General features: G+C 43.9%; 13 protein-coding genes. 5 read left to right on the top strand and 8 right to left on the bottom strand.

The window, feature by feature from the left end; genetic code table 11:
* Positions 1–98: 98 nt before the first annotated feature.
* From BCT11_RS05340 to tesA, 4 genes are all read right to left on the bottom strand, one after another.
* The gene (locus BCT11_RS05340) at positions 99–1,754 is read right to left on the bottom strand and encodes an ABC-ATPase domain-containing protein (RefSeq protein WP_061034690.1); all 1,656 of its coding nucleotides are present in this window, start codon (positions 1,752–1,754) and stop codon (positions 99–101) included.
* Between the two features lie 72 nt (positions 1,755–1,826).
* Positions 1,827–3,737, bottom strand: a complete 1,911-nt coding sequence (locus tag BCT11_RS05335) for an EAL domain-containing protein (protein ID WP_102387457.1) — start codon at positions 3,735–3,737, stop codon at positions 1,827–1,829.
* Between the two features lie 190 nt (positions 3,738–3,927).
* Positions 3,928–5,127: an enoyl-ACP reductase FabV gene (fabV, locus tag BCT11_RS05330; protein ID WP_045401853.1), complete on the bottom strand. Its 1,200-nt coding sequence runs from the start codon at positions 5,125–5,127 to the stop codon at positions 3,928–3,930.
* Between the two features lie 83 nt (positions 5,128–5,210).
* Complete coding sequence (gene tesA, locus BCT11_RS05325; RefSeq protein ID WP_038877902.1) at positions 5,211–5,813, bottom strand: multifunctional acyl-CoA thioesterase I/protease I/lysophospholipase L1; 603 nt, start codon at positions 5,811–5,813, stop codon at positions 5,211–5,213.
* Here tesA and BCT11_RS05320 point away from each other — a divergent pair.
* From BCT11_RS05320 to BCT11_RS05310, 3 genes are all read left to right on the top strand, one after another.
* Positions 5,812–6,513: an ABC transporter ATP-binding protein gene (locus tag BCT11_RS05320; RefSeq protein ID WP_038870743.1), complete on the top strand. Its 702-nt coding sequence runs from the start codon at positions 5,812–5,814 to the stop codon at positions 6,511–6,513. The genes tesA and BCT11_RS05320 overlap by 2 nt on opposite strands.
* Entirely contained in the window at positions 6,504–8,960 is a 2,457-nt protein-coding gene (locus BCT11_RS05315; protein ID WP_102387456.1) for an FtsX-like permease family protein, read from the top strand. Before BCT11_RS05320 ends, BCT11_RS05315 begins: the two co-directional genes overlap by 10 nt.
* Positions 8,961–9,314: 354 nt before the next feature.
* Complete coding sequence (locus BCT11_RS05310; RefSeq protein WP_039977828.1) at positions 9,315–10,748, top strand: FAD-dependent oxidoreductase; 1,434 nt, start codon at positions 9,315–9,317, stop codon at positions 10,746–10,748.
* 52 nt (positions 10,749–10,800) lie between these two features.
* Here the strand turns inward: BCT11_RS05310 and BCT11_RS05305 are convergent, their stop codons facing one another.
* The 3 genes from BCT11_RS05305 to BCT11_RS05295 are packed head-to-tail and all read right to left on the bottom strand — an operon-like array spanning position 10,801 to position 13,171.
* Positions 10,801–11,736 carry a biotin-dependent carboxyltransferase family protein gene (locus BCT11_RS05305; protein WP_045401845.1) on the bottom strand — a complete coding sequence of 312 codons (936 nt, stop codon included), beginning with the start codon at positions 11,734–11,736 and terminating at the stop codon, positions 10,801–10,803.
* A complete protein-coding gene (locus BCT11_RS05300; RefSeq protein WP_038877894.1) occupies positions 11,733–12,416 on the bottom strand; it encodes a carboxyltransferase domain-containing protein in 684 nt (227 codons plus the stop codon). Before BCT11_RS05300 ends, BCT11_RS05305 begins: the two co-directional genes overlap by 4 nt.
* Positions 12,416–13,171 (bottom strand): 5-oxoprolinase subunit PxpA, encoded by a 756-nt coding sequence (locus BCT11_RS05295; RefSeq protein WP_039977825.1) that lies wholly within the window; start codon positions 13,169–13,171, stop codon positions 12,416–12,418. Before BCT11_RS05295 ends, BCT11_RS05300 begins: the two co-directional genes overlap by 1 nt.
* A 289-nt stretch (positions 13,172–13,460) precedes the next feature.
* Between BCT11_RS05295 and BCT11_RS05290 the strand changes: the two genes are divergently transcribed.
* Positions 13,461–15,419 (top strand): diguanylate cyclase, encoded by a 1,959-nt coding sequence (locus BCT11_RS05290; RefSeq protein ID WP_039977823.1) that lies wholly within the window; start codon positions 13,461–13,463, stop codon positions 15,417–15,419.
* A gap of 54 nt (positions 15,420–15,473) precedes the next feature.
* Positions 15,474–16,490, top strand: coding sequence for a UDP-glucose 4-epimerase GalE (galE, locus tag BCT11_RS05285; RefSeq protein ID WP_038870736.1), 1,017 nt, complete (start codon positions 15,474–15,476; stop codon positions 16,488–16,490).
* 476 nt (positions 16,491–16,966) lie between these two features.
* Here the strand turns inward: galE and BCT11_RS05275 are convergent, their stop codons facing one another.
* Positions 16,967–19,138, bottom strand: a complete 2,172-nt coding sequence (locus BCT11_RS05275; protein WP_102387455.1) for a TonB-dependent hemoglobin/transferrin/lactoferrin family receptor — start codon at positions 19,136–19,138, stop codon at positions 16,967–16,969.
* Between the last annotated feature and the right edge of the window lie 192 nt (positions 19,139–19,330).

The following is a 19,330-nucleotide window of genomic DNA, read 5'->3' as shown; positions in this document are numbered from 1 at the left end:
ATCCCGAGTTCAGGTTAACTAGAAAACAGTTGAACATAAAAAGGCAGCGTTGAAACGCTGCCTTATTTAATTCTTCTTTAGGTTCTTGAACGATAGAATCAGTTGGTTGGCTTAAACTGAGATTTACGCATGCGGTTTAACGCTGCCATTACGTCAAGCGTACGTGGCTTAGCTAGATCGCCTTGCTTAGGTAAGTTTGCGTGCCATTCGCCAACTAGCATGTCATCAATCTCTTTCGCAGGGTTGTTACACCAACCTGGAAGTTGCGCTAACTGGAACCACAGCCAGCCAATGGTGTTCACTTCATCCGCGGATTCTAGTTGCTCCAAAGCACTTAAATCAGCGAACTCTTTACCGAAGCGAAGTGAATCTTTGCCTTTTGCATTTACGCGGAATTTGCCATCCATCAAAATGTTCATTAACGCGACACGATTAAGTGCACGCGGACGGAACGTTTGCAGAGGCTCTTCAGATTCGTTATGACGCTGAGTAGGGTGCTGAGCTATCACTTGTTTGGCTTTTTCTGTCACGTTAACCGCTTGGTAATCGTGCATTTGAATGACGGTGTCTGCAACGTCTAAGTAATCACCAGACCCCCCCATAACAATAATGGTTGATATCTGCAGCTCATTACGTAATTGGCCAATGCGATCCACAAGGGGAGTAATTGGCTCATCACCTTTTGCAACCAATGCCTGCATACGCTCATCACGGATCATAAAGTTAGTCGCTGACGTATCTTCATCAATAAGCAGTGAGCTTGCACCGGCTTCAATTGACTCTTGCAACCAAGCGGCTTGAGAGGTTGAGCCAGATGCATCTTGAGTAGAAAAGTCGGCGGTATCTTTGCTCATTGGTAAGTGGTTGATGTAGTTCGACAAGTTCAAGTGATGAACACAACGGCCGTCTTCTGCACGAATCTTCATCGCGTTTGCATCGGTAACAATGTACTCACGGCCATCACCTGGAATGTGGTCGTAAATAGAACGCTCAATTGCATTCAATAACGTTGATTTACCATGGAAGCCACCACCAACGATCAATGTAATGCCTTTTGGAATACCTAGGCCTGTTACGTAGCCTTTGTTAGGGGCGTGGAGTGTAACTTGAAGGTCTTCAGGGGCTTTGAATTCGACCGCTTCTTTCATTGGTAGATCGCAGTTACCTGCGATACGAGGAAGAATGCTTCCATTCGCAACGAAAGCTACGAGATTGTTCACTTCCAATTGTTCACGCAGCGCCGCTTGATCTTCCACCACTTGGCAGTGTTCTAACAAGGCTTCTTTGTCTAGCTCACGTTCCAGCGTTGCACGGCGGATGAATTTTGGTAGATGGAAAGTCAGAATGTTATTGGCTTTTTTACCAAGCACTTGACGTCCTTCCGCAGGAAGGTTCACGCGGAAACGTAATTCAATACCTTCTTCAGTAAAAAGGACTGCCGTGTTGTCTAGCACGGTCTGGCCGCTTAGCGAGATAGTTACCGTATTCTCTTGTTTCGCAAATTGCTCAAAGCTGCGTGCAATGAAATCACGCGCTGCACGTTGGAAAGCTGGAGATTCATCTTTTAGCCATTCAAGGCCAGTGAGTGACCAAGCACGAGTTGCACGCAAGCGAGAAGCAGAAGCGTATGGGTCGCCTTGTACATGATCAATGTACAGATTGAAATCATCGAAGTCGTATTGCCCCTTGATTTGCTGGTAAGCGCGGTAGTTCTGCTTTTCGATTTTTTTTAGCGTGGCAGTCAACTGATCCATGAAGATATTGGCCTTTTTATTGGAAGCGGGCGGCGATTATAGAAACCACCGCAAGCAGAGTAAAGCAAATGCTTAGGAAGAATAGGTGTATTGACCACCCAAGAGGTTTTGATTAAACAAACTTTGCTCAAATTCGTTACAAGGCATAGGCTTGCCATAAAGAAAACCTTGCCCAATGTCGCAGCCTTCTCCAATTAAAAATTGTTCTTGCTGGGCGGATTCAATGCCTTCTATGACGACTTGTAACTCCAACTTTTTAGCGATGTGTATGATAGAACAAATAATGGCACGGTCATCATCGGACTTATCCATTTGCTGAACAAAGCTTTTATCGATTTTAATCGCATCAAACGGGTATTTCTTTAGGTAACTGAACGACGCGTATCCTGTTCCAAAATCATCAAGTGACAGTGTCACTCCTAAATTGTGAAGTTTATTCAATGTATTACGAGCAACAACCTCATCAGCAATGAGAGCGCTTTCGGTGACTTCAAGTTCTAGAAAGTGAGCGGGCAGATGGAAGGTTTCAAGTAGGTGTTCAATTTGTTCCGCAAAGTTAACGTTCTGCAATTGGATGGGTGATACGTTAACGGCAATCTTAAAGTTATCCACTAACTCAGACCATTGCTTAGCTTTATCGATGGCGGTGCGTAGCACAAACGAACCGACTTCAAATATCAAACCATTTTGTTCTGCCATATGAATGAGAGCCTCATTCGAAACATCGCCTAATACTGGATGACGCCATCGCAGTAGGGCCTCGGCACCGATCCACTTGTGAGTATGGGGCAGTACTTTGGGTTGAAAATAAAGCATTAAGTCGTCGTTTCTGACTGCTTGGAGTAGGTAGCTTTCTAGTTGGTTATGGTTATTGAGTTCTTGTGTATGGCTTTCGCAGAAGTAACTGTAGGGTTCACCTGACTCTTTACAGAGCAGCATCGCGTAGCAAGCGTTTTGTAGCAGTTGTTTGGAATGGCTGTTTCTGTGCGCTTGAACAACCCCAATGTAAGAGTGTAAATGGACCTCGGTATCTTCGATGTAGAAATTACCAACACTTACATGTGTGATATCTTCTAGCAGTTTCTGGACTTTGTTTTCGACATCTTCTCCCGATACGACAATCACAAGGTCATTGGAGCTTGGTCGACCCGTGACAAAATAACTGGTTTCGTTATGGCCCAAGCGAAAGCGAAATTCTTTGAGTACCTCATCAAAACCTTCAAAGCCAAATTTTGTCTGTATGCTTCGTGCGTTGCTGAATCCTACGTTAATCACGGCAAGAGCTTCGTGTTCATGATTCAATGTTTCTAACGTGCTATCGAGGACTTTCTCTAATGCGGAACGGTTTAAAAAGCCTGTACCTTGGTCGTGTGTTTTTTGGTAACTCACTTGCTTTTCTGCGGCTTTACGGCGGTCGATTTCTTTGGTTAAGGAATAGCTGAGTTGTGCTAGGTCAGTGGTCCGAGTTTCGACTCGGTTTTTAAGTTCACTGTTTAGTCTCATCAGCTTGTGTTGTTGAAAAACCACCGCAAGCTGCGCTTCGATGGACTCTTTGAAAGTATTTAGAAGCTGCCGATAAGTTGCGTTGTATTGATTTTCTTTGGAGTCGAGCATGCAGATCGTTCCAAACGTTTCCCCATTTGGCCAGTAAAGGGGCAAGCCACAGTAAGAAATCATACCAAGCTTAATATCAGGATTATTTTTCCATTCGTCATCGAGCAAAGCGTTGGGTACCATGAGCTCCCTTTTGTGTTCAATGACATGTTCGCAATAGAGGCCGTGTCCAAGTCCTTCTTTATCACCGACTTTGTAAGGGTTATTTTGTGTCTCGCTGGTGGTGTTGACTTCGATATGGTTAGGGTGGATGCGCATGATGAGCGTGGTCGGAACATTAGCAATTTGTGCGAGAAGGTTGACGATGTTTTGCCAACTTTTCTGTATGGACTCCGGGATCATATAATCTAAAGTTTGCAATGTTCCCATAAGGTATCCTTCCCGAACGTTCACTTCCTGTGAATGGAGGTTTGTTTTTATTCTTGTGTTGAGGCTGCTATTTAACAACTCGTTAAGATTAAGTATAGGGGGGGGAGATTTCGAAACAAAAAAAAGTCCTGAAAACATATCAGGACTTTGAATTACTTACCGTTATCTCATCTATGAGACAAGTTGTTGGCTACGGCTTGAGTGCTTTTAATGTTTTTAAAGAGATGTCTTGTGAGTAATCCACGCCTTCAAAGTTAAACCCGTTCAGCTTCATGAACTCATCTTTGAAGCCTTCATAATCGCCAAGCTCTTTAAAATTGTCTGCGTTCATTTGTTCAAGGATGGCAGAGACCTCTTGTTGAACTTGTGGATCTAACTCAAGATCATCAATACGGATCAAGCGTTCACCATCGACGGGTACTTTTTCTTGGTCATACAGCTTAGTTGTGAATAAACGTTGCATTTGCTCAATACATCGTTCGTGTGTGCCTTTTTCTTTCATCACGCGATAAAGCGCTAGTAGATAAGGGCTCAACGCCGGTATGAATACACTCGCTTTGGTCACCAAAGCTTTACACACCGTCGCATGAGCGCTACCGCCGAAGTTAGCCATTTTCAAATTCAACGAATGGCTGGTTTGGTGTAAGTCTACCTTTGCTCGGCCCAACGTACCGTCAAGGTAGATAGGGTGAGTTACTTCTGGGCCCATGTAAGAAAAAGCAATGGTTTTACAGCCTTCAGCAACCGATTCTGAGTTGATTAAAGCATCAATCCAACTTTCCCAGTCATCACCGCCCATGACTTTGATGGTCGCTGCCGCTTCTTCTTCGGTTGCTGGTTCAAGTGACGATTCAACCCATTGATCGTTCTCTAGCATAATTGAAGCGCCAGTGACTGACTCGCCGATAGGTTTGATGACACTGCGCCAAAACTCTTCTGAATTCGGCATAGGGCGAACACCCGTAGCCAAGCTGTAAATAACTAAGTCAACTTCACCTTCAAAGTAGGTTTCAATCGCTTCAATCACTTGATTACGGACTGTATCCGAAAAGGCATCACCAACGATGTTGATGGCTGTACGGCCATGATGTATTGCTTCTTCTTTAAAAAAGATATTGTTGTACCAACCTGCGCTACCAACCCCTTTGTCTGACGGGCCGCGTTCAAAAGATACGCCAATTGTGTCAGCTTCTGCGCCACCAAAGGTTAGGGCGATACGAGCGGCCAATCCAAAGCCGGAGGAAGCACCAATGATCAAAACCCGCTTTGGGCCTTTTTTGATTTGTGGCGCTTGTTTTACGAAATCAATTTGCTCTTTGATGGAAGCACGGCAACCATATGGATGCGACGAACGAGCTACAACACCTTGAATTAACGGTTCTATTTGCATTTTTATTATGTGACCTTGGTGAATAAGATTCAGATAAGAGTAACGTAAAGTTAGGTAAAACTTATTGAGCTAGACCAGTAAAATTAGAGATGTTTAACCAATTCTTCCGCGACAAAGTCGGCAATAAAAGGCTGTGCCTCTGGTTTAGGGTGTAGGCCGTCGGACATCATCCATTCTGGTTTGATGATTACGTGCTCTAGGAAGAAAGGCATCAACTCAACTTGTTGATGTTCTGCGAGCTTAGGGTAGATATCGTAGAACATGTCACTGTAGCGTTTACCGTAATTAGGCGGTACACGGATTTGCATCATGATCACATTCGCACCAGAATCTTTGATCATGGTAATCATTTTCGATAGGTTCGACGTAATAAGCTTAGGTGGGAAGCCTCGAAGTCCGTCATTAGCGCCTAGCTCGATGAGTACAACGTCAGGAGAGTGTTGCTTCAATAACTGGGGTAAGCGGGCCAAGCCGTTTCCCGTGGTGTCACCAGAGATACTGCCGTTAACAACTTTTACATCTTGGCCATGTTCTAATAACGCGTCTGGGAGTAAGCTAGGCCAACTCTCCTCGATCGGCATTTGATAGCCAGCGCTCAGACTGTCGCCCAATACAAGAAGCTTTTCGCTCGCCATAGCGGTCGCGGAAAGACTAAGAAAGAGAACTAAGGAAAGTATACGAATCATGCAAACACCTGTACTTAAAGCACCTATTGTTCAAGCGAATTTGGTTTCTAAACAAGTTTCTACTAATCAAGAACAATTAACAATCCTTAAAAATGTAAACGTCGACATTAGAAAGGGAGAAAAAATCGCCATCGTGGGTACGTCGGGAGCGGGTAAATCGACGCTGATGACACTGCTTGCTGGCCTAGATACTCCAACATCGGGTGAAATTACATTATTAGGGCATGAGCTTTCCAAATTGGACGATGAAGCTCGCGCTAAAATCCGAGCAGATTCGTTGGGGTTCGTATTTCAAAGCTTTCTTCTTATCCCAAGTCTCAGCGCGTTACGTAATGTCACTCTTCCTTGTCTCCTACGTGGTGAGGCTGAGAATGATGCAAGAGCGACTGAATTGTTAACCGCGGTTGGTTTGGAAAAGCGACTTGACCACTTACCGAGCCAACTATCAGGGGGTGAGCAACAACGCGTCGCACTTGCAAGAGCGTTTATGACCCAGCCGGAGTTGTTATTTGCTGACGAACCAACTGGTAACCTAGACCATCAAACCGCAGAGAAAGTCATCGAGCTGTTATTCGACCTCAACGAGCAACATGGAACGACCCTGATTCTTGTCACCCACGACAGTCATTTAGCAAGCCGTTGTGACCGTGTTTATCGAATGGAAGCGGGTGAAATGATAGAGGAGGTGGCATGTCCGTAATTTCTTCAAGCGAACAAGGTTCCGACCAAGGACACGTTAACACTAAACAATCACCAAATAAGAGTCTTATCCGCTGGAGTTTAGGTGAAATACGCCAAGGTAACTTATGGCCCATCAGTGTGGCATTGGTATTGGTGATCGCTAGCATTTTCGCATTATCGGCACTGGCGGAGCGAATGGAGCAGGTGATCATTAAACAAGGTAAGGATGCGTTAACTGCTGACGCTGTTTTTGTCTCTGCCAATCCGATCCCAGAACCGCTTCTAACGAGCACACAAGCGCTTGAACGTTCAACTATGACGCGGTTTGCGACCATGGCTTTTAGTGAGAGTGGGATGCAGTTGATTACCGTAAGGGCGGTTGATGAAAACTACCCACTTATGGGGGACCTAGTACTGGATAGTAATGAGTCAGGTCATGTAACGCAGAACCAACTGTGGCTTGATGAACGTATTATGGCCCAGCTAGAAGTGAGTAAAGGTGACATTGTCACGATAGGCGATGCTGATTTTACGGTTTCAGGCGCTGTATTAATGGAACCGGGGCTGAGTTTTAATCCTTTCCAACAAATGCCTTCCGCCTACATAAGTTCGTCAGACGTGGTCAAAACGGGCGCAATACAAGTTGGTAGTCGAGTACAATACCGATTGTTTCTGAAAGGTGACGACGCGACTCTTACTAAATTGCAAGACAGCACCGAGCTTTCACCCAGTGACCGTTGGCGAACACAAGACACCGCAAGTCGCAGTAATGAAGTATTCGACCGCACGACTCAATACTTATCTCTTACCGTTGCTATTGTCATCATAATGGCGGCAACTACATTAGTATTAACGTGTCAAAGTTACGTGAACAGCCGCACGCAAACCATAGCGATGTTAAAGAGCTTGGGGGCAAGTCGTCGCTGGATTGAAAAATGGCTTTTAATACAGGTTACGATTCTGTTGGTGAGTGCAAGTGTCGTCGGCATCTTGCTTGGCAGTGGGTTAGAGTACCTATTGCGAATCCCACTGAAAGACTTGCTGCCAAATCCATTACCTAGTTACGGCGTCACACCAATACTTGTGTCTGTCGCCTCTGCCATATTGATCACGGTGCCTGCACTTGGGATTCCACTACTTGGCCTTATCAAAACTCCCGCCTTAGAAGTGCTCCAGCAAGGGACAGCAAAACGTTCATGGAAACGTATGTTGTTAGTTTTGGTCCCACTGGTTCCTCTATTGGTTATTTATGCCAATAACACGTTGGTGTGGATAGTCTTAGCTGGTATTGCGGCATTATTTATTGTGTTGGCGGCGGTGAGCGTTGGACTCACCAAATTATTTGCACGGATATCAACACGCCCTGCAATGAAACTGGCTTTAAGTCGTATCAACAGAACGCCGCTTACGAGTGGACTTCAGTTTGGTGCGTTATCGTTATCTCTAATGTTGCTTTCTATTATCTGGTTGGTGCGTAGCGATATTCTGGCTGACTGGGCGAGGACTCTTCCAGCTGATGCCCCGAATGTATTTGCTTTAAATATTGCGGACTATGAGTTAGATAGCTATCTGGAAACGTTAGATAAAAACCAAGTGACACGGTCACAAGCGTTCCCAATTATTCGTGGTAGATTGACCGAAATTAATGGTGAGAACGTTAAGGAAATCGAGTATCAAGGCGAAGGGTCTGATGCGATTCGTCGTGAACTAAACCTGACATGGGGCGATGTGTTACCTGAATACAACGAAGTGCTTTCTGGTGAGTGGACGAATAAGGACAGCGTCTCAGTCGAAGCTAAAGTGGCAGAGGACTTAGGGATAGGGCTGAGTGATACACTTCGCTTTGTGATTAACAGCCAGAATTTCGATGCAACGGTTGATAGTATCCGACATGTAGAATGGCGAGATATGAAGCCCAATTTCTACTTCATTTTTTCTTCGGATGTCATGGCTAGCTTACCTGGCTCCTATTTGATCAGTTATCGTATTAGTGAAGATGATGATTCGTTACTAACTTCAATGTCTCGCGCTCATCCAACGGTTTCGGTTCTTGATATTCGTACGATGGGAGACAAGATACAAGAACTCGTACAACAAATCGTCTCTGCTATTACTATTCTTGCTCTATTGGGTGTTGTTGCTGGTTTATTACTTATCTTTACGCTGTTAAGGCTGAGCCTCTCTCAACGACAGCAAGAAATTCGCTTGTATCGTACCTTAGGAACAAGTAAAAAACGGATCAATACCACGTTGTGGGCGGAGTATGGGATCATGGCCGTTGTTGCGAGTGGTGTAGCTGTCATAGCTGCAGAGCTTTGTGTCGCTGCTGTGATGAAATATGGCTTTGATCTGAACCCACAGATCCACCCAGAATTGTGGATAGCTTTGCCTCTGGGTACGTTTGCTGTTCTAGCCTTAGTGGTGATGAGTTTATTGAAAAGATTGTTAACCCCTGTAAACACTTAATGCAACGTGAGTTAGTCACAGCGGAAGCGCTCTATGACAGTTTTATTTTAGTTATCCACAAAAACAGTGGATAACTTTTTGGATAACTGAAGTGGTCGAAAAGTAGGGTGTTTCCGCAGGCTTTACACCATGGGTGTTGGAGCAAAATTATTATGCACATGCCCCTAAAAATTCGCTTTCTCAACAACCTCGTCAAGCATTTTTTTTCGAAATTTTTTGCTCTTAAAAGTAACTTTTGACGTATACCGATAACAAATGCAAACCCATGAACTTTTTGTGATTTTAATCATGCTCAAAGGCGAGTAGAATCAACATTAAGTAAAGATTTCTCCTTATAAAAATTTCAGTGAAGCAATGAAGTCTGAGTTTCCAAATCGTAAAGATAAACATATCGCAGTAATCGGTGGTGGCGTTGCAGGGGCAACCGCTGCTATCCATTTTGCAGAGCTAGGTTTTCAGGTATCAGTGATCGAGAAGGGTGTTTCGCTCGTTAATGGCCCACCCATCTGTCATTTACATGCTGGTGGTAACCTATATCGGGAAATTTCTGAGCAACAGTGCCTAGATCTTTTAACGCAGTCTATTGATACAATTCGTTTGTATCCTCACTCATTGAATATTCGACCAACCGTCATTGCAGTACCTCACTCCGATGGTGGAGACCCTACTACGCTCATCCCTCGTTTAGAGACTATTAAAAGCGCCTATCAATCTCTTGTTAAGCAAGACGCCCGAAATCAAGTTTTGGGAGATCCAGAAGCGTATTACAAGCTCTATTCAAAAGAAGCGTTATTAGCTTTAGCTGAAGGTATTCAACCAGAGAACCCTCAAACGATCGATGAGTGGTGTATTCCATTTGCACAACATGCCGATTTAGACACGTTGAAGTACCCAGTAGTCGCAGTACAAGAGTATGGTTGGAGTGTTTTCCGATTAGCTGCTGTTGCCAACATGACGCTGGCACAGCTTCCGAATGTTCAGGTATATACACAAGCTGAGCTGAAAGATGCGTCATGGAATGGTGATACATGGTCGTTATGCTTCCAACAAGACGGAATAGATAAGCAATTGTATTGCGACTATCTCATCAATGCTTGCGGCTTCGAAACCGGTGAAGTTGATGACTCCATCGGCGTAAAACGAGATCGACTTGTTGAATTTAAAGCGGCTTATGTGACTCGTTGGGAAGCGTGTCATCAGCAGTGGCCAGAAGTTATCTTCCATGGCCCTCGGGGAACAGACAAGGGTATGGCGCAACTGACGCCTTACGGTAACGGTTACTTTCAATTGCATGGTATGACGAAAGGCATCACATTGTTTGATGATGGTTTGGTCGAGAGTAGTGCTGAGTCTGCGCAACCGGTGTTACCAACACGCTTACTTTCTAAGATACGCAACGGTTGGAGGCAAGAGGTTCTTGAAGAGCGCACTGACAATGCGATTCAGCATATGGCGCAATTTATTCCAGATTACAATACCGCGATAAAAGGTGGTAAAGCTTTATTTGGTGCTCAGCAGATACCGGGCACTGATCCTGTGCTTCGTGCTGCTGATGTTACGTTTGAAGATAACCATTATGCACGTGTTGAGGTGGTTAAAGCCTCATCGACCTTACTAGCAGCGCAAAAAATGGCGCAATACTGGTTTGATATCGAGCCAAGTAGCCATGTTGAGAGTCAGCATCCTGATGCGGTCAAGTGGACCGCAGAAGAAGTCGAACAGTTTGCTATCAAGCTCACTCAACAACGTGGTTACCCACAAGCATTAGCTGAGCGCTACGGCATGTAAATTTGACTTTACTGCAAATATCCTCATGGATAATGTTTAACGAAGTTAGGGCTCAGTACCCGAAAAACTGAGCCCACTGACACCAAACATCCTGCAAGCCTTTTCGGTCTCCCTTAACAAAACTCACCGCTTGACCTGGCTTTGCTTGTGCTAAGCGCGGTAAATCAATTCTCGCAACGCAGCCAAATTTTGGATACCCCCCAATTGTTTGGTGATCATTCAGCAACACGATGGGATTACCATCATTTGGGATTTGAATTGAGCCTAGTGCAATGCCCTCAGATAAAATACCGTCATATGGCGGCATGATCGTTTTGCCTTCCAATCTATAGCCCATACGGTTTGAATTCGTTGAAATCGAAAAACGACTGGAATAGAAATCGTTGACAGATTGTTGGGAGAAATCTTCGTGTTGATAGCCTTCGATCACTCTTAGCTTAATCGGTAGGTTGTAATCGGGTTTGAATCGGAACGTCATCTGCTTAGGTTTAGTATTCGGCAGTGGATGAGGGTGACATTCAACGATATCACCAACTTGAAGCGCTTCACCGTTTCCTTGCAAGCCTCCGAGCGCCTCACGAACGACCGTTGAACTGCTACCAAGATGCGTACTGACGCTAAAACCACCTTTAACTGCTAGATAAGCGCGCAGTCCATTTTTTGCCATACCAAATCGAAGTGTTTGACCTTTTTTTAAGGTGAAATCAGACCAATTGGCGATAGGTGAACCTTCAACAGAAGCATTTAAATCCCCACCACAAATTGCTAGGTGACAATCCGACAATGCTTTAAAGCTCGCATTACCGAGAGTAACTTCGATGACTGAGCAATTGACAGGGTTATTGAGTAAATGATTAGACCAACTATATGCGTAATCATCCACTGGCCCACCTTGAGTGATTCCGATATGAGCTAAGCCAAAGCGTCCAAAATCTTGAATCAGAGAGAGCGCCCCTGGTTTTTCTACATATAATCCTATTCGACTCATAGAATACCTCCTAAGTTGAGGAATTCTTGTTTTGATATTGCACCAAATGTGACCTTGTCTCCTACTTCGAAAGGGATAAAGGGAGGGGTATCCACAAAGAGGGAAATAGGGGTTCTGCCGATGACGTTCCAACCTCCAGGGCTATCAGAAGGATACACCGCTGTTTTAGAGTCAGCGATTGCTACACTTCCAGCAGGAACGTGCGTTCTTGGGGTTTGATGCCTTGGTATTTGAATGCGTTCCGCTACGTCAGAAAGGAATGCAAAGCCAGGGGCAAACCCAATTGCAGAGACAGTATAAACCACTTGCGTGTGCTGTTCGATAAGCTCTGTCAGCGTTAAACCTTTGAGTTCAAACCGCTTAAGATCAAGAGCGGTTTCTTCAGAATAGTAGACTGGGATAGAAATGTAATTTGGCTGTTTGTTGTCCATGGACTGAACGTCGAAACGAGAGATGAGATGTTGAAGCTCATTTAAAATCGACGCTTCTTGAATTCGAAAGGGCAAATAATCTATCAAGATGGTGCGGTAAGATGGGACCACGTTCATGACGATCATATTTAACTTATCAACAATCTGATGTGCGAGTTCGCCAATGTGCTCAACGGTAATAGGTTCTTCGAAGCGAATAAGAATACTGCACTCTGATATCGGTGAGATAGAAAACTGCCCTTGATTCATTAATTTCCTCCAGTGTAGAGACTCTGACGTATTTTTTGTATCAACGTGATCGATTCTTCATTGTCTCCATGTACGCAAATGGTATCGGCCTCTAAGAGAATGTATTGGCCTGAAGCCGTTTTTACTCTGCCTGATTCTGCCAGCATTTTAACTTGCTCAAGAATGGCGTGTTCTGTGTTTAATACTGCGTTAGGGTGGGTTCTAGGAGTGAGTAAACCGTCGTCTTGATAACGTCGATCTGCAAACGCTTCAAAGAGCAAAGGAACATCGAAATCATCAGCAATCTCAAGGTATTTTTCATTCTCTTGTGAAGCAAGGATCATTAAAGGGACTTTGAACAATGCGGCCGCTTTGACTAAGGCCAAGAAAACACCGTCATTTGCCATCATATCGTTGTATAACGCACCATGAGGTTTGATGTAACCAATGTCGGTGTATTGCGCTTTGCACAGTGCCTGCAGCGCGCCAACTTGATAAATCACCATGTTGGTAATGTCATCGTTGTTCATAGCCAAACTACGACGGCCAAAGCCCTGAATGTCGGGATAGCCAGGGTGAGCTCCAATTTCTACGTCGTGCTGGTTGGCTAGGGTAATCGTATCATGCATGACATTTGGGTCGGAGGCGTGGAATCCGCACGCGATGTTCGCCATATCAATATGTGGCATAACCGTTTCATCGGCGCCCATTTTCCACGATCCAAAGCTTTCGCCCATGTCGCAGTTAAGTGTCAGTTGCTGTTTATTCAATGTCATACGTTTCTATAAATCCGAACTATGCATGTAAAATGCAGGAAAATACGTTTAAGTTCAGTGACTAACTTCATTTTTCAGGTAGAAGACTAGCAGATGATAATCGATAAAGATCGTTTAGTAATTTGAAATGATCCGAAGTTTCAAGAAAATCATGTTTTATCAGTCTAATATCTGAGAATTACAGGTTCATTTCATCGATTGTCGTGTTAGTCTTGACTCTTCTTTTTGTGTGATAGCTTGCATAGCAACCATTGTGTCTTTTGGGTTGTCTTTTGCGACAGGAATATATATGTCAATACGAGCAAAGCTAATATGGCCGATACTCGCTTTCATCACGGTCATCTTTGTTACATCTCAGAGTTACACGTCATACATCACGTATCAGTCCGCCAAACATGAGCTCGTTGAGCAGACGAAAGTTCTTATTAATGATGTCTCTCATTCCATTAAAGATGCGCTCGCCACAAAGAACAAGCAAAAAGCACAAACCATTTTGGCTGATTTTTTGATGGAGCCAAACGTATCACTCGTCAAGTTGTATGACAAAAACAATCAGCCGTTTGCCGTTTTTGCGCTTGATGGCTTTTCTGCACCGAGCCCCTCAGTTAAAGAGCGCAGCCGCTTGCATTCCTTAGGGTATGCGTTATCGGCTCATTTCCTATATGTATTAGAGCCAATTATTCATGAAGGGCAAGTTATCGGTAGTATTCGTGTAACGTTATCTCAATTGCCGATGATGCAAGTAAGAGACGCGCTGTTACAAGATGGCTTATTGTTCTTGGTTATTCTCTTCGCTGGTGGTGTGACTTTTTACTTTGGTGTCGAACGACGAGTTCTTCGTCCACTGATTGAAGTGAACAGAGCATTACAGGATTTTGCTAACGGTCACCATTTGAGCGGACGTATTAATCATCGAGCAAAAGATGAAGTGGGGGATCTCGTTGCTTCATTTAACCTCATGGTCGATAAGCTACAAAAACGTGAGAAACAGCGTAAACACACATTAGATATACTTGAGCGCCGTAAGTCGTTTTCAGAAGAAGTGATTGACTCGATTCAATACGCGCTCATTGTGACGGATAACTTAGGAAGGGTCATTCATTGCAACAAGATGACTCACCATATATTTAAAGAAACGTTCCATAATTTGGAAACGGCGAACATCTGCGACTTGATTAAAACCAAAACCCCCAACGAACTTAGTCAGATTCTGAGCCGCGGATTAGAGTGTGATGATATACATCTACAAAGTGATTTGAACGAGCAACAATTGAGCCTTACGAGTCGACGCCTATCTAAACACGGATATTTGTTGTTTGCGATTCAAGATATAACCGCCATCGAAGAGGCGATGAATCGTCAAAAAGTTGCAGGACGTGTGTTTGAGAGCAGTCAGGATGGTTTGGTGGTTCTTAATCACTTAGGCATTATTACGATGGTAAACCCCGCCGTTACGAAACTGACCGGCCTTGAGATGGAACAGTTGATTGGAAAGCCGTTTATCAAATCGATTCGTTGGCGCAAGTTACAAGCGATGATGCCAAGCATTTTAGAGTCGATCGAAAATTACGGCATGTGGCAGGGGGAAGTCATTGAGAAAAACCACAACGGGCAACTCATTCCTCTGTTTGCAAAAGTAAATCGCATTGTGAAAAGTGAAGATAATAATGCGTATGATATGGTGATCATCTTGACTGATCTTTCGAGCGCAAAGGAAATGGAAAGGCTTGAATACCTTGCTCATCATGACGCACTTACCGGCCTTGCTAATCGTTCCAAATTTCATTTGGAGCTGGAAGAATTGGTACAAAGATCAGGCTACTTACGAGATGAATTTGCGGTACTTTATCTCGACTTGGACGGTTTTAAAGCCATCAACGATACTTACGGGCATGATGCTGGGGATGAAGTGCTTAAGCAAGTTGCTGAGCGTATGACGTCCACCACGCGACACAGCGATCTCATTGCGCGATTGTCTGGTGATGAATTTGTGATGTTAGTGAATCCTGCAAATCAAAAAGCAGTGACACGCATCGCTGAACACTTACTCGAGAGTATTTGTGCGCCGATTGAATACAGAGGCTCCTTACTGAAAGTCGGTGTCAGTATCGGTGTTAAGTTGGTCGGTGTGAATGAACGCGATGCCACAAGAATATTGAAAAGCGCCGATACGGCCATGTACCAAGCAAAGAAAGCGGGTAAAGGCCAAGCGATTTTAATGGGTTGCGAATCCCCAGAGACTGTTTAAAAACAGGCTAGAAACCTTTAAACTAGCCCGATTCGCGTCAGAAGGAATGATAAAATGAAAGTACTTGTTACGGGTGGTATGGGCTACATTGGCAGCCACACTTGTATTCAAATGATCGAAGCTGGTATGACACCAGTTATTCTCGATAACCTTTACAACAGCAAACCGACAGTACTAGAACGTATAAAGAAAGTTTGCGGTGTGACACCTGTATTTATTGAAGCGGATATTCGCGACAAAGCCTCATTAGTCGATGCGATGAAGACGCATAACATTGAAGCAGTCATTCACTTTGCCGGTCTCAAAGCGGTGGGTGAATCTGTAGAGAAACCATTAGAATACTACGACAACAATGTTAACGGTACGCTCGTATTGGTCGATGCTATGCGTGACGCTGGTGTGAAATCTATCGTGTTTAGTTCATCTGCAACGGTATATGGCGATCCTGCAACAGTGCCAATTACAGAAGATTTCCCAACAAGTGCAACTAACCCTTATGGTCGCAGTAAGCTGATGGTCGAGGAATGTCTAACTGACTTCCAAAAAGCGAACCCTGACTGGAGTATCACGTTGCTGCGTTACTTCAACCCAGTAGGTTCGCACCCAACAGGTGAGCTTGGTGAAGACCCACAAGGCATTCCAAATAACTTGATGCCTTTCGTCTCTCAAGTTGCTGTAGGTCGTCGTGAATTTTTGTCGGTATTTGGTAGCGATTACCCAACAAAAGATGGTACGGGTGTTCGTGACTACATCCATGTTATGGACTTGTCTGACGGTCACGTTGCTGCATTAGACAAAGTAGGTAATAAAGCAGGCCTTCATATCTACAACCTAGGTACAGGTAATGGTTATAGCGTACTGGAAATGGTGAAAGCGTTTGAAGCTGCTTCTGGTAAACCGGTTCCATTTAAGCTGGTGGATCGTCGTCCTGGTGATATTGCTGAGTGTTGGGCTGACCCTTCAAAAGCAGCGAATGAGCTGGGTTGGAAGGCAGGGCGAACACTTGAAGAAATGACAGGTGATACGTGGCGTTGGCAGTCAAATAACCCACAAGGTTACCCAGACGCCTAAAAGTGAACATTTTACAAAATAGTAACAAAAGGGTGCATTATCGCACCTTTTTTGATCTAAATCGGAAAAAATCGTAAATTTGTGGTTAAAAGGTAGCACGTAATTATAGAAGTGCTAAACTATGCCCGACTCTTAATTTAGGTCGTAAATTTTCTTTAAACTATTCGGGGTAGTTCATGGAACTTGGTTTAATCATCGCATTCATCGTTGCAGCAGCAGTTATGGTGAAGAAAGAGATGGCAAAACAATAATCTTTCATTTTTCATTCTTTTCTTAACATTTTAGAAATGAAAGTACTGGTAAAAAGTCAGCATAATGCTGGCTTTTTTGTTTTTGTAGTGCGGAAGAAATGTTTTACTTAGAAAAATCTGTAAAGCATCAAAAATGCGTTAAACCTACAGCTTTTAAGAGTTTACATAGAACAAAAAAGCGCCTGACACTGTCAGGCGCTTTTCATTATATCGCTAAAAAGTAAATTAGAATTGGTAGTCTACAGATACACCCCAGTTACGGCCAGGTTGGCTGTAAAAATCGGTGTTGTCGGTGTTATCAAGCCCGCGAACGTCTTGGTATGTCCAATATTTCTTGTCGAACGCATTGAACAAACCAGCCGATACTGTCAGGTCTTTCACTGGCATGTAGTAAGCGGTAATGTCCATTACACCGTAACCTGATGAATCGATTTGGTCTTCATCAGACCAGTCGTCTTTCTTCGCCGCAAGTTTTAGTGAGGCTAGTGCACCAAAGTTGTGCTCAACATTGTCGTAGCCTAAGCCAATGACTGATGAAAGCGGTGCTACAGAATCAAGAGGTTTACCTGTCGACTTGTCTTCGCTGTCTAGGTAAGTCACAGACAGTTTAGTGTACATACCTTTAGGCGATGAGAAGCTTTCATCTAGCAGTAGAGTTGAACTGAATTCCACACCAGAAATATCCACCTCGTCACGGTTTACGATAGTGATACGATCTTTGTTTGGATCGATGCTTGGCAGGTCTTCAGCGTCAATAAAGTCTTTGTATTGCGTGATAAAGCCGGTCAATTCAAACTGAGCAAAGTCGTTTTGACCTCGGAAACCGATCTCGTATGAAAGGCTCTTTTCCGCTTCTAGATCTGGGTTTGGAACGAATTCAGCACCCGTGTCGTATTCGTAGTAAAGCTGCTCGACCGTTGGCGCTTTAAAGCCTTGGCTGATTTGAGCAAATGTACTTAGCTTATCGTTAATGTGATATACCGCACCAAGTTTACCCGTCCAAGCATCGTTGCTGTTTTTCTTACGTTCAGTTGTGAAGCCTTCATCTGAAGAAGGGTCAGCTTCAAATGAGTCATAACGAATACCAGCGTTAAGAACAAGCGTATCTTCTAGTAAGAATGCGTTGTTTTGAAGGAAAACGCCCCATTCAGTTACTGTTGCGTCTGGGATAGTGGTTGAACCAGGTTTTGTTGTGCCATTGTCATGGAAGATATCAACGTTAGTCAGCTGAAAATCAGTGTGTACAGAGTTCAAACCGTAGGTTAGCTCATGAATAGCATTGTCCGTGGTAATCACTTTATCGAACTGTGCATCAAACTGGAGCGATTTATCTTCAGCTTGGCGTAGGCGAGTTCGGTCACCTTCGTAACCAATGTAGCCTAAATGATCAGTCACGTTAGAGAAGTTAGAGTTTTCGCTTTCTGTAACCTGATAGTTCAAGTCTAGCTTCATTCCGTCGAAGGCTGGGTTAGCTTTCGTTAACTCGTAGTTAATGCCGTAGCGCGTACGTGTCGTCTCATCACTGCTTTTTGCATCAGCATAAGTGACACCAGGCATAGGGCCAAAGTTCAGTGTGTAGTTACCACTGCGATTGTTTTCATCGTACTGGTAATTGTAACGCTCAAAGACGACACCAATTTTGTTCGTATCATTTAGTGTGTAGTAGGCTTTAGCAAGAATGTTGTTTAGGTCTTTGTCTGCAGGGTTTTCTAATCCGCGATCACTACCATCAATATCAGAACCGTCACCGTAAGTTTGTCGCTCGCTACCGGTAGCGTATGTACCCATTAATAGCGTTTCAAGGTTACCTTGGCGCATTGCCCAAGTTAATGTGTTCTTGAATTGCTCATCAACAGAGTAGTAGCTTGATTTAATACCAAAACGGTTTTCATCACCGTCTGTTTTCAAAACGTCTGATGGATCTTTCGTCTTTAGAACAACCACGCCACCCATTGCATCTGAACCGTAAAGGGTTGAAGATGGGCCTTTGTTGATCTCGATACTTGTGAGTGTATCAAGCTCAATCGCGTTTGGATAAATAGCTTGTACAGCGCCACCACCTGGGTTGAATGGAGTGGCTTGCTGAACACCATCAACAACGATTTTAACTCGATCGCCTTCCATGCCTCGAATGTTAAAGCCAGAGATGCCAAAGCGACCTGAAGTGGTAGCTTCAACGCCCGGAGTGTATTGAACTGCATCATACAGATCTTTAGAAAGAGAGCGCTCGATATCTTGAGAAGATACCGATTCAACAGAAGCTGAAACATCATTGATGTTTTGCTCTGTACGGGTAGCGGATACAACCACTTCATTAAATGTTGAAGTATCATCTGCGTAAGCACCTTGAGAAAGGGCAACTAGAATAGAGGCGGACAAAATTGATTTTTTATACATTGGCTTCAATACCTTAAATCCATAATAGGCAATAACAACGTGCGGCATCTTAGTTTATCTAAATGGTAATTACTATCATTACCATTGCTATTTAATATTGTTTTTGTCAAAAGTAATTTGTGCTACGCCAAAGGTAGTCTTTAATTATCAATCTGTTATATTGTTTAAAGTCATTTTTTAACATGGTATTTC

This window comes from Vibrio sp. 10N.222.52.B12 (genome assembly GCF_002875385.1).
Taxonomy (GTDB): Bacteria; Pseudomonadota; Gammaproteobacteria; order Enterobacterales; family Vibrionaceae; genus Vibrio; species Vibrio jasicida.
Note: the sequence above shows the minus strand (reverse complement) of the source record. Positions and strands in the feature narration are given on the sequence as shown.